This is a genomic window from Campylobacter corcagiensis (genome assembly GCF_013201645.1).
Classification (GTDB): domain Bacteria; phylum Campylobacterota; class Campylobacteria; order Campylobacterales; family Campylobacteraceae; genus Campylobacter_B; species Campylobacter_B corcagiensis.
Genome location: NZ_CP053842.1, coordinates 352,160 through 367,523 on the forward strand (window position 1 = coordinate 352,160; position 15,364 = coordinate 367,523).

The 15,364-nt window shown below is 34.9% G+C and carries 11 protein-coding genes and 5 tRNA genes; all 16 read left to right on the forward strand.

Annotated features, from left to right (window positions below; translation table 11 throughout):
• The first annotated feature begins 71 nt into the window (after nt 1-71).
• The 16 genes from CCORG_RS01950 to rpoC all read left to right on the forward strand — a co-directional run bounded on the left by CCORG_RS01950 (nt 72) and on the right by rpoC (nt 15,340).
• Nucleotides 72-1,532 (forward strand): aldehyde dehydrogenase family protein, encoded by a 1,461-nt coding sequence (locus CCORG_RS01950; protein ID WP_025803106.1) that lies wholly within the window; start codon nt 72-74, stop codon nt 1,530-1,532.
• 131 nt (nt 1,533-1,663) lie between these two features.
• Nucleotides 1,664-1,739, forward strand: a tRNA-Thr gene (locus CCORG_RS01955).
• A 36-nt stretch (nt 1,740-1,775) separates the two neighbouring features.
• Nucleotides 1,776-1,860 (forward strand) — tRNA-Tyr (locus CCORG_RS01960).
• A gap of 9 nt (nt 1,861-1,869) precedes the next feature.
• Nucleotides 1,870-1,946: transfer RNA gene (locus tag CCORG_RS01965), tRNA-Gly, on the forward strand.
• Nucleotides 1,947-2,079: 133 nt separating this feature from the next.
• A tRNA-Thr gene (locus CCORG_RS01970) sits at nt 2,080-2,154 on the forward strand.
• Between the two features lie 65 nt (nt 2,155-2,219).
• On the forward strand, nt 2,220-3,419 hold the full coding sequence (gene tuf, locus CCORG_RS01975; RefSeq protein ID WP_025803105.1) for an elongation factor Tu: 1,200 nt from the start codon (nt 2,220-2,222) through the stop codon (nt 3,417-3,419).
• Nucleotides 3,420-3,462: 43 nt separating this feature from the next.
• Nucleotides 3,463-3,621: a 50S ribosomal protein L33 gene (gene rpmG, locus CCORG_RS01980; RefSeq protein WP_025803104.1), complete on the forward strand. Its 159-nt coding sequence runs from the start codon at nt 3,463-3,465 to the stop codon at nt 3,619-3,621.
• A gap of 5 nt (nt 3,622-3,626) precedes the next feature.
• A tRNA-Trp gene (locus tag CCORG_RS01985) sits at nt 3,627-3,702 on the forward strand.
• A 14-nt stretch (nt 3,703-3,716) separates the two neighbouring features.
• On the forward strand, nt 3,717-3,896 hold the full coding sequence (secE, locus tag CCORG_RS01990) for a preprotein translocase subunit SecE (RefSeq protein WP_025803103.1): 180 nt from the start codon (nt 3,717-3,719) through the stop codon (nt 3,894-3,896).
• An 8-nt stretch (nt 3,897-3,904) separates the two neighbouring features.
• The gene (gene nusG, locus CCORG_RS01995; RefSeq protein ID WP_025803102.1) at nt 3,905-4,435 is read left to right on the forward strand and encodes a transcription termination/antitermination protein NusG; all 531 of its coding nucleotides are present in this window, start codon (nt 3,905-3,907) and stop codon (nt 4,433-4,435) included.
• Nucleotides 4,436-4,446: 11 nt separating this feature from the next.
• Nucleotides 4,447-4,872, forward strand: a complete 426-nt coding sequence (gene rplK / locus CCORG_RS02000; protein WP_025803101.1) for a 50S ribosomal protein L11 — start codon at nt 4,447-4,449, stop codon at nt 4,870-4,872.
• Between the two features lie 52 nt (nt 4,873-4,924).
• Complete coding sequence (gene rplA, locus CCORG_RS02005) at nt 4,925-5,623, forward strand: 50S ribosomal protein L1 (protein WP_025803100.1); 699 nt, start codon at nt 4,925-4,927, stop codon at nt 5,621-5,623.
• Nucleotides 5,624-5,719: 96 nt separating this feature from the next.
• Complete coding sequence (gene rplJ / locus CCORG_RS02010; protein ID WP_025803099.1) at nt 5,720-6,199, forward strand: 50S ribosomal protein L10; 480 nt, start codon at nt 5,720-5,722, stop codon at nt 6,197-6,199.
• 21 nt (nt 6,200-6,220) lie between these two features.
• Nucleotides 6,221-6,595: a 50S ribosomal protein L7/L12 gene (gene rplL, locus CCORG_RS02015; RefSeq protein ID WP_025803098.1), complete on the forward strand. Its 375-nt coding sequence runs from the start codon at nt 6,221-6,223 to the stop codon at nt 6,593-6,595.
• Nucleotides 6,596-6,696: 101 nt separating this feature from the next.
• The gene (rpoB, locus tag CCORG_RS02020; RefSeq protein ID WP_025803097.1) at nt 6,697-10,833 is read left to right on the forward strand and encodes a DNA-directed RNA polymerase subunit beta; all 4,137 of its coding nucleotides are present in this window, start codon (nt 6,697-6,699) and stop codon (nt 10,831-10,833) included.
• Nucleotides 10,826-15,340: a DNA-directed RNA polymerase subunit beta' gene (rpoC, locus tag CCORG_RS02025; protein ID WP_025803096.1), complete on the forward strand. Its 4,515-nt coding sequence runs from the start codon at nt 10,826-10,828 to the stop codon at nt 15,338-15,340. Before rpoB ends, rpoC begins: the two co-directional genes overlap by 8 nt.
• Nucleotides 15,341-15,364 lie beyond the last annotated feature (24 nt).

Consider the following 15,364-nt stretch of genomic DNA (forward strand, 5'->3'; position numbering starts at 1 on the left):
ATTATTAAAAACCAAAACTTTTGTTAATTCTCTTTTGTTAAAATTTAAAAAATTAAAACAAAGGAGACAATATGTCAAATTTACTGTCAAAGTATAATCTTTTTATAGACGGCGAGTTTGTTAAGTCAAGTGGTAGTGATACTTTAGATACATTTAACCCAGCAACAGGCGAAAAGCTAGCTACTATAACTGATGCAACAAAAGAAGATGTTGATTTAGCAGTAAAAGCTGCAAGAAAAGCGTTTAATAGCTTTAGACACACAACAGTTAAAGAGCGTTCAGAGTTGCTTTTAAAAATTGCTGACATAATTGATGAAAACAAGGAATTTTTAGCAAAAGTTGAAACTATGGATAATGGTAAACCGATCCGCGAAACTCTAAATGTAGATATTCCTTATGCAAGTGAGCATTTTAGATATTTTGCTGGAGTTATACAAGGCGAAGAAGGTGCAGCAAATATCTTAAATGGTGAGCTTATGGCTATTATTTTAAAAGAGCCAATCGGTGTTGTAGGGCAAATCGTTCCGTGGAATTTTCCATTTCTTATGACAGCGTGGAAACTTGCTCCACTAATCGCAGCTGGCGATACTAGCGTATTTAAACCATCATCAGATACTAGTTTAAGTGTTTTAGAGTTAATGAGACTTATTAAAGATATTCTTCCAAAAGGCGTTATAAATGTTATAACAGGTAGAGGTAGTAAATCAGGTGAGTTTATAACCCAACACCCTGGCCTTGATAAATTAGCATTTACTGGATCAACTGAAGTAGGAAGAGGAATAGCTATCGCAGCTGCTAAAAGAATCATTCCAAGCACACTTGAATTAGGTGGAAAGAGCGCAAATATCATCTATGCTGATGCTGATTTTGAAAAAGCTCTTGATGGCGTTCAGATGGGAATTTTATTTAACCAAGGACAAGTTTGTTGTGCTGGAAGTAGGATTTTTGTTGAAGAGAGTATTTATGATGAATTTGTCAAAAAAGCTATTGAGAAATTTAAAAATTTAAAAGTAGGCGATCCACTTGATCAAAATACCCAAATGGGATCTCAGATCAATAAAAAACAAGCCGATAAAATTCTAGAATACATTGAAATAGGTAGAAAAGAGGGTGCTAAAGTTGCAGTTGGTGGCAAAAGAGCAGCAGCTGGAGAAAATTTCATAGAACCAACTCTTTTAGTAGATGTTACAAATGATATGAGAGTTGCTCAAGAAGAAATTTTTGGACCAGTTGGTGTTGTGATTAAATTTAAAGATCAAGATGAGCTTATTAAAATGGTAAATGATAGCGAGTATGGCTTAGGTGGTGGTATATTTACAAAAGATATCACAAAAGCACTAAATACAGCAAGAGCTATGGAAACTGGAAGAGTTTGGATAAATTGCTATAACCAAATTCCAGCTGGACTTCCTTTTGGTGGGTATAAAAACTCAGGAATTGGTAGAGAAACACATAAAATGATACTTGATCACTACACTCAAACTAAAAGTATTGCCATAGATCTAACTGGAAAAACATCAGGTTTATACTAAAATTTAGCCCCAAAATATGGGGCTTTTTATCTTAAATTTCTAAAATTTAGCTAAAAATAGAAAAAAACTATAAAATCTCTTGACATAAAAAAACTTTTCAGATATAATTCACACTTATCAAATTTACGGATGCTGGTGTAGCTCAGTTGGTAGAGCTACTGCCTTGTAAGCAGTAGGTCGGCGGTTCAAGTCCGTTCACCAGCTCCATTTTGTTTTAAAAACAGTGTTTGACCAGATATATTAGGTGAGATACTCAAGTGGCCAACGAGGGCAGACTGTAAATCTGCTGGCTTCGCCTTCCGTGGTTCGAATCCACGTCTCACCACCATTTGTTTATGCGGGAGTAGCTCAGTTGGCTAGAGCATCAGCCTTCCAAGCTGAGGGTCGCGAGTTCGAGCCTCGTTTCCCGCTCCATTTATTTTGGAATTTAAATGAAAACTGGGAGCTGTAATACAAATTTTAATAATTTTATACAGTTACTAGCCATAAATTCCATTTTGTTGTTTGTGTTGTGATATAATGTTGCACTACTTTGCCATGAGTTTACGCTCATATGGCTCAGAGGTAGAGCACTTCCTTGGTAAGGAAGAGGTCGTGGGTTCAAGTCCCACTATGAGCTCCATCAAATTAGAGCAAGCAAGAGCACAAACCAGTTAAAGTAAGATATCATTTAATATGGAGGAAAAGATGGCTAAGGAAAAATTTACCAGAAGTAAGCCACACGTTAACATTGGTACTATTGGTCACGTTGACCATGGTAAGACAACTTTGACAGCTGCTATTTCAGCGGTTCTTTCAAGAAAAGGTCTAGCTGAGCTTAAAGATTATGATAATATCGATAATGCTCCAGAAGAAAAAGATAGAGGTATTACTATCGCTACTTCTCACATTGAGTACGAAACAGCTAATAGACACTATGCTCACGTTGATTGTCCAGGGCACGCTGACTATGTTAAAAACATGATTACAGGTGCTGCTCAAATGGATGGTGCTATATTAGTTGTTAGTGCTGCTGATGGCCCAATGCCACAAACAAGAGAGCACATTCTACTATCACGCCAAGTTGGTGTTCCATATATCGTTGTTTTCCTAAACAAAGCAGATATGGTTGATGATGAAGAGCTTTTAGAGCTAGTTGAAATGGAAGTTAGAGAACTTCTAAATGAGTATGATTTTCCAGGTGATGATACTCCTATAACAGTTGGTTCTGCACTTCAAGCACTAGAAGAGGCAAAAGCTGGCACAGATGGTCCTTGGTCAGAGAAGATTATGGCTCTTATGGATACAGTTGATAGCTATATTCCAACTCCACAAAGAGATACAGATAAACCACTTCTAATGCCTATTGAAGACGTTTTCTCAATTTCAGGTCGTGGAACTGTTGTAACTGGTAGAATTGAAAAAGGTGTTGTAAAAGTAGGTGATACTATTGAAATCGTAGGTATCAAACCAACTCAAACAACAACAGTTACTGGTGTTGAGATGTTTAGAAAAGAAATGGATCAAGGTGAGGCAGGTGATAACTGCGGTATTCTTCTAAGAGGTACTAAAAAAGAGGATGTTGAAAGAGGTATGGTTTTATGTAAACCAGGCTCAATTACTCCACACTCTACATTTGAAGGTGAAGTATATATCCTAACAAAAGAAGAAGGTGGTAGACATACACCATTTTTCAACAACTATAGACCACAATTTTATGTAAGAACAACAGATGTTACTGGCTCAATCACGCTTCCTGAAGGAACTGAAATGGTTATGCCAGGTGATAATATTAAAATCACAGTTGAGCTTATTCACCCAATCGCTCTTGAGCAAGGTACAAGATTTGCTATCCGTGAAGGTGGTAAAACTGTAGGTTCAGGTGTTGTGTCTAAGGTTATAAAATAATATATTTATGGGGTGATTTCACCCCAAATTTTAAGGATTAATTATGAGAATTAAAGTAGGTTTAAAATGTAGTGAGAGTGGTGATATCAACTATAGCACATATAAAAATAGTAAAAACACTACTGAAAAGTTAGAGCTTAAAAAATACTGCCCAAGACTTAGAAAACATACTATTCATAAAGAAGTCAAGCTAAAAGGCTAAATTTTAGGGCAATAGCTCCAATGGTAGAGCGCCGGATTCCAAATCCGATTGTTGGGGGTTCGAGTCCCTCTTGCCCTGCCACTAAAGGTTAGAATATGAACAAATTAAAAGAGTATATATCAGATTCAAAAATAGAGCTTAATAAGGTTATATTTCCAACTGCAGATGAGATTAGAAAAGCTTTTATAGCAGTTGTTATTGTTGTTACTGTTGTGGCACTTTTCTTAGCTTTAGTTGATGTGATTATGTCTTCTACATTATCATCAATCATATAAGGTATTGTATGGCACATAAATGGTATGCAATTCAGACTTATGCTGGTTCAGAGATGAGTGTAAAGGTTGCTATTGAAAATTTAGCACAAAGTCAAGGTTTAGAGGATAAAATCGATCAAGTTATAGTTCCAACAGAAGATGTCATAGAGATAAAAAATGGTAAGCAAACTATAAAAGAAAGAAGCCTTTATCCTGGATATTGCTTTGCAAACCTTGATCTTGATACGGCTCTTTGGCATAAAATTCAAAGACTGCCTAAAGTAAGTAGATTTATTGGTGAATCTAAAAAGCCAAGTCCACTTAGAGAAGCTGATGTTGAGCTTATTTTAGAAAAGGTTAATAAAAGAGAGGCTCCAAAACCTAAAATTTCATTTGAAGAGGGTGAAGTTGTTAGAGTTATTGATGGTCCTTTTGCAAATTTTAATGGTACAGTTGAAGAGTATGATATGATACATGGAAAACTAAGATTAAATGTCTCTATTTTTGGTAGAAGTACCCCTGTTGAAATTTTGTATTCACAAGTTGAAAAAATCGTTTAAGGAGATAGTTTATGGCTAAAAAAGTTACAGGTCAAATTAAATTACAAATAGCTGCTGCAAAAGCAAATCCAAGCCCTCCTGTTGGTCCAGCACTTGGTCAACAAGGTGTTAATATTATGGAATTTTGTAAAGCATTTAATGAAAAAACTAAAGACATGGCAGGTTTTAATATCCCTGTTGTTATTACAGTTTATGCTGATAAAAGTTTTACATTTGTGACAAAACAACCGCCAGCTACAGATTTGATTAAAAAAGCTGCTGGAATAAATAAAGGTTCAGATAATCCTTTAAAGAATAAAGTCGCTAAACTTACTAAAGCTCAAGTTTTAGAGATAGTTGATAAAAAAATTGCTGATATGAATACTAAAGACAAAGAGCAGGCTGCTAAGATTATAGCAGGATCAGCTAGATCCATGGGTATTACAGTAGTTGACTAAAAAACCCTCACCACTGGGTTAAAAGTGGAAGCAAACTTATGCGGAGAAATTTATGAAAAAAACTAAAAGATTTGAAGAATTACTAAAAAAATTTGATAATACAAAAGTTCACTCATTAAAAGAGGGTGTTGATACAGTTAAAACTTTAGCATCTGCTAAATTTGATGAGACAGTTGAGATCGCTTTAAAGTTAAATGTTGATCCTAGATATGCTGATCAAATGGTAAGAGGTTCAGTTGTCCTTCCTGCTGGTACAGGTAAAGTTGTAAGAGTTGCAGTTATTGCAAAAGATGCTAAGGCTGATGAGGCTAAAACAGCTGCTGCTGATATTGTTGGAGATGATGATCTAATAGAGCAAATTCAAGCAGGAAATATCAATTTTGATGTTTTAATAGCTACTCCTAATTTAATGGGCTTAGTGGGAAAAGTTGGTAGAATTCTTGGACCAAAAGGTCTTATGCCAAACCCAAAAACAGGTACTGTAACTATGGATATTAAACAAGCTGTTGAAAATGCAAAAGGCGGTCAAGTTAATTTTAGAGTTGATAAACAAGGCAATATCCATGCAGGAATTGGTAAAGTAAGCTTTACAAAAGAGCAACTTATGGACAACCTAAGCACTTTTATAAAAGCTATAAACAAGCATAAACCTGCATCTGCAAAAGGCAGATATGTTAAAAATGCAACACTATCTTTAACAATGAGTCCTTCTGTATCACTAGATACGCAAGAAATTATTGATTTAAGATAATTAAAGAATTTTATCTTTGATTGGAGATAGTCGAGGCGAAAGCTTAATTGGGATTTTCCCTCTCTGCTTGAAATCACCGGTCGGAAAGGAGTAGATATGACAAGAGAAGAAAAAGTAGCTTTAGTATCAAGCTTAACTGATGGCTTTAAAGAAGCTGATGGTGTTATTGTTAGTGAATTTAAGGGTCTAACTGTTTCTAAACTAGAAGAACTTAGAGCATCTGCAAAAGATTTAGATGTAAAGGTTCAAGTTATTAAAAATACACTTGCTAACATTGCACTTAAAAATGCAGGTAAAGACGGTATAGAGCTAAAAGATACAAGTATTTTCATCTGGGGCGACCAACTAAATTCATCAAAAGTTGCAGCAAAATTTGCTGAGAAAAATGATAAATTTATCATCAAGGCTGCTCATATTGATGGTGAAGTTTGTAGTACAGATAAGGTTATTGCGCTATCAAAACTTCCTGGAAGAGAAGAGCTTATTGCTATGCTTTTACAGGTTTGGAATGCACCGGTTCAAAATTTTACAATCGGCTTAAATGCGCTTAAAGAGAAAAAAGAACAATCAGCATAAATAAATTATAGGAGATAATAAATGGCAATTACAAAAGAAGATGTTTTAGAGTATATCTCTAATCTTACAGTTTTAGAGTTAAGTGAACTTGTAAAAGAGTTTGAAGAGAAATTTGGCGTAAGTGCAGCTCCAGTTATGGTAGCAGGTGCAGCTGGTGCAGGTGCGGTAGAAGCAGCAGATGAGAAAACTGAATTTGATCTTGTTTTAGTTGATGCAGGTGATAAGAAAATCAATGTTATTAAAGTTGTTAGAGCTCTTACAGGTCTTGGTCTTAAGGATGCAAAAGATGCAGTTGAGGGAACTCCAACAACACTTAAAGAAGGCATTAGCAAAGAAGATGCCGAAGCAGCTAAGAAAGAGCTTGAAGAAGCTGGAGCTAAAGTCGAGCTTAAATAGTTTGATTATAAAACTTAAAGGAGAGTCTAAATTTGACTCTCTAAATTTTGTGTGTTTATCACACCAACCTACTTTCAAAAATTTTGCCACGAGGTAGATAGATGTTAAATTCCCTATATTCAGGAAACCGCCTAAGAATTGATTTTTCTAAGGTTAAAAAAGAGATAGAAATTCCAAATTTATTACAATTACAAAAGAAGAGTTTTGATAGTTTTTTATACCCAAATAGCTCTGATATGAGTGGTATAGAAAGAGTACTAAAGTCAATCTTTCCAATTCATGATCCGCAAAATAGACTAAGCTTAGAATATGCAGGATATGAAATTTTAAAACCTAAATACTCAGTTAGAGAGTGTATGGAGCGCGGTCTTACATACTCAGTTAGTTTAAAAATGAAGATTCGCTTAATACTATATGATAAAGATGAAAAAACAGGCGATAAAGTTGGCGTTAAGGATGCAAAAGAGCAAGAAATTTTTATAAGAGATATTCCTTTAATGACCGATAGAGTCTCATTTATAATAAATGGTGTTGAAAGAGTTGTGGTTAATCAACTACATAGAAGCCCTGGTGTAATATTTAAAGAAGAAGAAAGCCCAACTGTAGCAAATAAAAGAATCTACACAGCTCAAATTATACCAGATAGAGGTAGTTGGCTTTATTTTGAGTATGACGCAAAAGATGTTTTGTACGTTAGAATAAATAAACGCCGTAAAATGCCTATAACTATACTATTTAGAGCACTTGGTTATACAAAACAAGATATTATTAAACTGTTCTATCCTATAAAAACTCTACATATCGAAAATGGTAAATTTCTTACTAAATTTCTGCCAGATGAGTATAGCTCAAGACTTGAATATGATATAAAAGATCCAAAGGGAAATGTTGTTCATCAAGCAGGAAAAAGACTATCTAAGAAAAAAGCAGTAAGACTTATTGAAGATGGGCTTGATTATGTTGAGTATCCAGTTGAGCTGTTAGCAGAAAGGTATATCGCTAATCCTGTGTTTAATGCAGAAAGCGGTGAAATTTTATACGATATTTTATCTGCTTTAGATGAGACAAAAATAGCTGAAATTTTAAAAACTCAAAAGACCATAACTATAGCAAACGACCTCGCAAAAGGCGTTGATAATAGTATTATTAATGCCTTTTTGCAAGACACAGAATCACTTAAAATTTTAGCTCAAACTGAAGGTGTTGATGATGAAAATGATCTTGCAGCTATTAGAATTTATAAAGTTATGAGACCAGGTGAGCCAGTTGTAAAAGAAGCAGCTAGAGATTTTGTAAGAGATCTTTTCTTTAATCCTGAAAGATATGATTTAACAAAAGTTGGTCGTATGAAGATGAACCATAAGTTGGGTCTTAATGCTCCTGAGTATGTTACAGTTTTAACAAGTGAGGATATTATTAAAACAGCTAAATATCTCATCGGTGTTAAAAATGGTGAAGGTTTTATTGATGATAGGGATCACCTTGGAAATAGAAGAATTAGATCAATTGGTGAGCTTTTAGCAAATGAAACTCATAACGGCTTAGTTAGAATGCAAAAAACAATTAGGGATAAATTTACAACACTAAGTAGTAGTATTGATGAGCTTATGCCATATGATTTAATAAACGCTAAGACCATAACAACAGCATTATTAGAATTTTATACAGGTGGACAGTTAAGCCAGTTTATGGATCAAACAAACCCACTAAGTGAAGTTACACATAAAAGAAGACTTTCGGCTCTTGGTGAGGGTGGTTTGGTTAAAGAAAGAGCTGGTTTTGAAGTTCGTGACGTTCATCCAACTCACTACGGCAGAATTTGTCCTATTGAAACTCCAGAAGGTCAAAATATAGGTCTTATTAATACCTTAGCAACTTATGCTAAAGTAAATGATTTAGGATTTGTAGAAGCTCCTTATAAAAAGGTAGTTGAAGGTAAAGTTGTTGATGAGGTGGTTTATCTAACAGCCACTCAAGAAGAAGGACTTGTAATTGCAGCAGCTTCAGCTAGACTTAATGAAGATGGAAGTTTTAAAGATGAAATTTTAGAAGCTAGAAAAAATGGTGAAACAATTCTAGTCAAAAAAGATGAAGTAGACCTAATAGACCTTTGTTCTGGTATGGTTACAGGAGTTGCAGCTTCATTAATCCCATTTCTTGAACATGATGATGCAAACAGAGCGTTAATGGGTTCAAACATGCAACGCCAAGCAGTTCCACTTCTAAAAGCCACAGCGCCTATTGTTGGAACAGGTATGGAAGCAACTATCGCTAGAGACTCATGGCTTGCTATAAAAGCAAAAAGAGCTGGTGTTATAGAAAAGGTTGATAGTAAAAATATATTTATATTAGGTGAAGATGAAAAAGGTCCTTTTATAGACCACTACCTAATGGAGAAAAATTTAAGAACAAACCAAAATACAATGTTTTCCCAGCACCCTATAGTTAAAAAAGGAGATAAGGTAGCTCAAGGTCAAATTATAGCTGATGGTTCAAGTATGGAACAAGGCGAGCTTGCAATCGGTAAAAACGCTCTTATTGCATTTATGCCATGGCATGGTTACAACTATGAAGATGCAGTTGTAATGAGCGAGAAGATGATTAGAAATGATGAGTATACAAGTGTTCATATCTATGAAAAAGAGATTGATGCTAGAGAGCTAAAAGATGGTGTTGAAGAGATAACAAAAGACATTCCAAATGTAAAAGAAGAAGATTTGCTTCATCTTGATGAGAGCGGTATTGTAAAGATTGGAACTAAGATAAAAGCTGGTATGATTTTGGTTGGCAAAGTCACACCAAAAGGTGAGGTTAAACCAACTCCAGAAGAAAGACTCTTAAGAGCTATATTTGGTGAAAAAGCAGGTCATGTTGTAAATAAATCACTATATGCTACTTCATCTATGGAAGGTGTTGTAGTAGATGTTAAAATTTTTACAAAAAAAGGGTATGAAAAAGATAGCAGAACCATTGAATCATATGAAAGTGAAAAGATAAATTTAGAAAAAGAGCATCACGACAGACTTTTAATGCTTGATAGAGAAGAGACTTTAAAAGTTACTTCACTTTTATCTGTTAAAAAATTAGTAAAAGATGGACATTTAGGTAAAAGTGAGTATAAAAAAGGTGATATCGTTACAAAAGAAGATCTTGAAAATTCTAACCGTTTTGCACTAAATAACTTTATAAATTCTTATGATAGCAAAACTATAGCTGAGTATGATGATATAAAAAACCACTTCCAAAATGAAAAAAGAAAGCTTAAAGACGAACATGATGAGAAGCTTGAAATTTTAGAAAAAGATGATATTTTGCCAAGTGGCGTTGTTAAGCTTGTTAAGGTTTATATCGCAACCAAAAGAAAACTTAAGGTTGGTGATAAGATGGCAGGACGACATGGAAATAAAGGTATAGTTTCAACTATAGTTCCAGAAGTTGATATGCCATATCTTCCAAGTGGAAAAAGAGTTGATATAGTTTTAAATCCACTAGGCGTTCCAAGTCGTATGAATATTGGTCAAATAATGGAGAGCCACTTAGGACTTGTTGGTGTAAAGCTAGGAGATGAGATAGAAAGACTTCTAGAAGAAAAACAGGGTGAATGGCTTGAGAATTTAAGAAATAAAATGATATCAATAGCTGACACAGCAAATCTTATGGATGCCAAAGCCGAACTTGATAATATGGATAATGAAACTTTACTTAAATACGCAAGAGACTGGAGTAGGGGAGTTAAATTTGCAGTTCCTGTTTTTGAAGGAATTGTACCTGAGGATTTCACTAAACTATTTGAATTAGCAAGTATAGATCCAGATGGAAAGACAGATTTATATGATGGCAGAACTGGTGAGAAATTTAAAGAAAGAGTAAATGTAGGTTGTATGTATTATCTTAAACTTCACCACTTAGTCGATGAAAAAGTTCACGCAAGAAGTACTGGACCATATAGCTTAGTTACACAACAACCTGTTGGCGGTAAGGCACTAAGCGGTGGGCAAAGATTTGGAGAGATGGAAGTTTGGGCATTAGAGGCGTATGGAGCAGCTTACACTCTAAGAGAGATGCTTACAATAAAATCAGACGATGTTGATGGCAGACTTGCAGCTTACAAAGCACTAATACGAGGTGAAAATGTACCAAGTGCAGGCGTTCCAGAGACATTTTTCGTGCTAACTAAAGAGCTTAAATCTTTAGCACTTGATATAGATATATTTAAAAAGGTAGAGGGCGATGAGTGATTTTGAATTAGAAAAGATTGAAGTTACAGAAAACGAAAGACCGCATGATTTTGATGCAGTACAGATAAAACTTGCTAGTCCTGATGAGATAAGGTCTTGGAGTCATGGTGAGGTTAAAAAGCCTGAAACCATAAACTACCGTACATTAAAACCAGAAAGAGATGGTCTATTTTGTGCTAAAATTTTTGGACCAGTAAGGGATTATGAGTGTCTTTGTGGTAAATATAAAAAGATGCGTTTTAAAGGTCATAAGTGCGAAAAATGCGGTGTTGAGATAACAACTTCTAAAGTTAGAAGAACTAGAATGGGTCATATTGAGCTAGTAACTCCAGTTGCTCATATCTGGTATGTAAATTCACTTCCAAGTAGAATCGCAACTCTACTTGGCATAAAGATGAAAGATTTAGAGCGCGTACTTTACTATGAAGCTTACATTGTAGATAAAGAAGGCGAGGCGTTTTATGATAGTGAAAACACTAAAAAGGTAGTAAAATATGATGTTTTAAATGAAGAGACTTATCAAAGACTTGAAAAACTATATTTTAATACCGGCTTTAGTGCAAAAATGGGTGGAGAAGTTATAAGAGATCTTCTTGCTGAGCTTGATTTGGTTGAAATTCTAGTTCAGTTAAAAGAGGAGATGGAAGCTACTAATTCAGAAGCTAAAAAGAAAAATATAATCAAAAGGCTTAAAGTTGTAGAAAGCTTTGTATCTTCTGGTAATCGTCCAGAGTGGATGATGATAACAGCTCTTCCTGTTCTTCCAGCAGATCTTAGGCCACTTGTAAATTTAGACGGTGGTAAATTTGCAGTTAGTGATGTAAATGACCTTTATAGAAGAGTTATTAATAGAAACTCAAGACTTAAAAGACTTATGGAACTTGATGCACCTGAGATTATTATCAGAAATGAAAAAAGAATGCTTCAAGAATCTGTTGATGCTTTGTTTGATAATGGTAGACGTGCAAACGCAGTTAAAGGTGCAAACAAACGTCCACTTAAATCATTAAGTGAAATTATTAAAGGCAAACAAGGTCGCTTTAGACAAAATCTTCTTGGTAAAAGAGTTGATTTTTCTGGTCGTTCTGTTATAGTTATAGGTCCAAAACTAAGAATGGATCAATGTGGTCTTCCAAAAACAATGGCCTTAGAGCTATTTAAACCACATCTTATTGCTAGACTTCAAGAAAAAGGTTACGCTACAACAGTTAAGCAAGCTAAAAAGATGATAGATGATAAGGTAAATGAAGTTTGGGAGTGTTTGGAAGAGGTTGTTAAAAACTACCCAGTTATGCTAAACCGTGCCCCTACGCTTCACAAAATGTCCATTCAAGCCTTTCACCCAGTTTTGGTTGAAGGCAAAGCTATAAAGCTTCATCCGCTTGTTTGTGCTGCATTTAACGCTGACTTTGACGGCGATCAAATGGCTGTTCATGTTCCTTTATCAAATGAGTCAATCGCAGAGTGTAAAATTTTAATGCTTAGTTCGATGAATATTCTTCTTCCAGCAAGCGGTAAGGCAGTATCTGTTCCAAGCCAAGATATGGTTTTAGGAATTTACTACCTAAGCTTAGAAAAAGAAGGCGCAAAAGGAGCAAATAAAATTTATGCAAATGTTGATGAAGTTATGGTATCAGTTGATTCTGGATATCTTGATATTCATGCAAAGATTAAGACTATGGTTGATGGAAGTACGATATTTACAACAGCAGGTAGGCTTATCATCAAGTCAATTGTTCCTGATTTTATAGAAGAGAGTATGTGGAACAGGATATTAAAGAAAAAAGATATTGCAAATTTAGTTGATGAAGTTTATAAAAAAGGCGGTCTAGAAAGAACTGCTAAATTCCTAGATGATCTTAAAAATTTAGGGTTTGATTCTGCTACAAAAGCTGGAATTTCAATTGCAATGTCTGATATTATTACTCCTGATTCAAAGAGTAAATATATAAATGATGCAAAAGATGAGGTTAAAAGTATCCAAAGTCAATACGGTGCGGGACTTTTAACAGATAATGAAAGGTATAATAAAATAGTTAGCGTTTGGACAGATACTAACAAAAAAATAGCAAACGAGATGATGAAATCAGTAAAATCTGATAAAGGCGGCTTTAACTCTATTTATATGATGGCTGATTCTGGAGCTAGAGGTAGTGCAGCTCAAATCCGCCAACTTGCTGGTATGAGAGGACTTATGGCAAAGCCTGATGGAAGTATTATTGAAACACCAATTATCTCAAACTTTAGAGAAGGACTTAATGTTTTAGAGTACTTTATATCAACTCACGGTGCTAGAAAAGGTCTTGCTGATACTGCTTTAAAAACAGCAAATGCTGGATATTTAACAAGAAAGCTAATTGATGTTGGTCAAAATGTTAAAGTAACTGAAGAAGATTGTGGAACCCATGAAGGTATTGAGATTACTGAGATTACTGCAAATGGCGAATTAGTAGAGAGTTTGGAAGATAGAATTTTAGGAAGAGTTTTAAGTGATGATATTATTGATCCTATAACAAATGAAATTTTATTTACCGCAGGAACTTTGATAGACGAAGAAAAAGCTAAATTTATATCAGATAGTGGAATAAAATCAGTAAATATTAGAACTCCTATAACTTGTAAAGCCAAAAAGGGCGTTTGTGCAAAATGTTATGGTATTAACCTTGGTGAGGGTAAACTTGTAAAACCGGGTGAAGCAGTAGGAATTATTGCTGCTCAATCAATTGGCGAGCCAGGAACTCAGCTAACTCTTAGAACTTTCCACGCTGGTGGTACAGCTTCAGCAGAACAACAAGATTATCAAGTTGTTGCTAGAAAAGAGGGCTTTGTAAGGTATTATAATATCAATACCTATTTAAATAACGGCAAACATATAGTTTCAAACAGAAGAAATGCCGCTATTTTGATGGTTGAACCAAAGATAAAAGCACCATTTGATGGAGTTTTAGGTATTGAAGTATCTCATGAAGATATATTTTTAACCGTTAAGGGATCAAAAGATGAGGCTAAATTTACCATAAGAAAGAAAAATGTTGCTGTTGCAACTGAGCTTGCTGGTGTTTCTGGTAAGATAGAGGGTAAATTTTACTTGCCATTTGAAAGTGGAGCTAAAGTAAAAGAAGATGAGACTATAGCTGAGGTTATTAAGGAAGGTTGGAATATTCCTACTCGTATACCTTATGCAAGTGAGATAAAAATAGCAGATGGTGAACCAGTTGGTCAGATTATCAAATCAGGAGCAAAGGGAACTCTTAAATTTTTCATCTTAAAAGGTGATGCTTTACAAAGAGTTAAAACTATCAAAAAAGGTGATGAGGTAGTAGAAAGAGGACTTTTTGTTGTTGTTGCTGATGAGCTTGGAAGAGAGGCTACAAGGTATTATATACCAAGAAAATCTATCATAGAATTTAATGACAATGCTAAGATCAAAGCAGGAGATGTTATAGCTAGACCAGCTAAGGATGAAAATACCGTAATAGCTGAGTGGGATCCATACGCTACTCCAGTTATTGCTGAGAGCGCTGGTATTGTTAGTTTTGAAGATATAGAGCCTGGTTATACTGTGGCTGAACAGTATGATGATTTGACTGGAACAAGCAGACTCGTTGTTAATGAATACTTGCCACAAGGTGTTAAGCCAACTATCATAGTTGCAACTAATAGTGGGGAGCTTTTAAAATATCAAATGGAGCCAAAAAGTGTTATTCATGTTAGTGATGGAGATGAGGTAAAACTTGCTGATATACTAGCTAAAACTCCAAAAGCAGTAGCTAAATCTCAAGATATTACTGGAGGTCTTCCACGCGTTAGTGAACTTTTCGAAGCTAGAAAACCAAAAAATTCAGCCGTTATTGCTGAGATAGATGGTGTGGTAAGATTTGATAAACCACTTCGTTCAAAAGAGAGAATTGTCATAGACTCTCCAGATGGAAGTAGTGCAGAGTATTTAATAGATAAAAACCTTCAAATTCAAGTTCATGCTGGAGAGTTTGTTCACGCTGGTGAAAAACTAACAGATGGCGTTGTAAGTAGTCACGAAGTTTTAAGGGTTTTAGGTGAAAAAGCACTTCATTATTATTTGATAAGTGAAATTCAGCAAGTTTATCGTGGTCAAGGTGTTGCCATAAGTGATAAGCACATTGAGATTATTGTTTCTCAAATGCTTAGACAGGTTAGAATTTTAGATAGTGGAAATACAACTTTTATAGTGGGTGATCTAATTAGCAGACGAAAATTTAGAGAAGAAAACGAAAGAATTATCAGTATGGGTGGTGAGCCTGCGATTGCTGAGCCAATACTTCTTGGCGTTACAAGAGCAGCTATTGGAAGTGATAGTTTTATCTCAGCTGCATCATTCCAAGAGACAACAAAAGTTCTAACAGAGTCAAGTATAGCAGGTAAATTTGACCATCTTGAAGATCTTAAAGAAAATGTCATCTTAGGTAGAATGATTCCTGTTGGAACAGGTCTTTATAAAAATCATAAGATTAAGATCAAATCTAACTAAATTTAGGGGGAATTTACCCCCTAA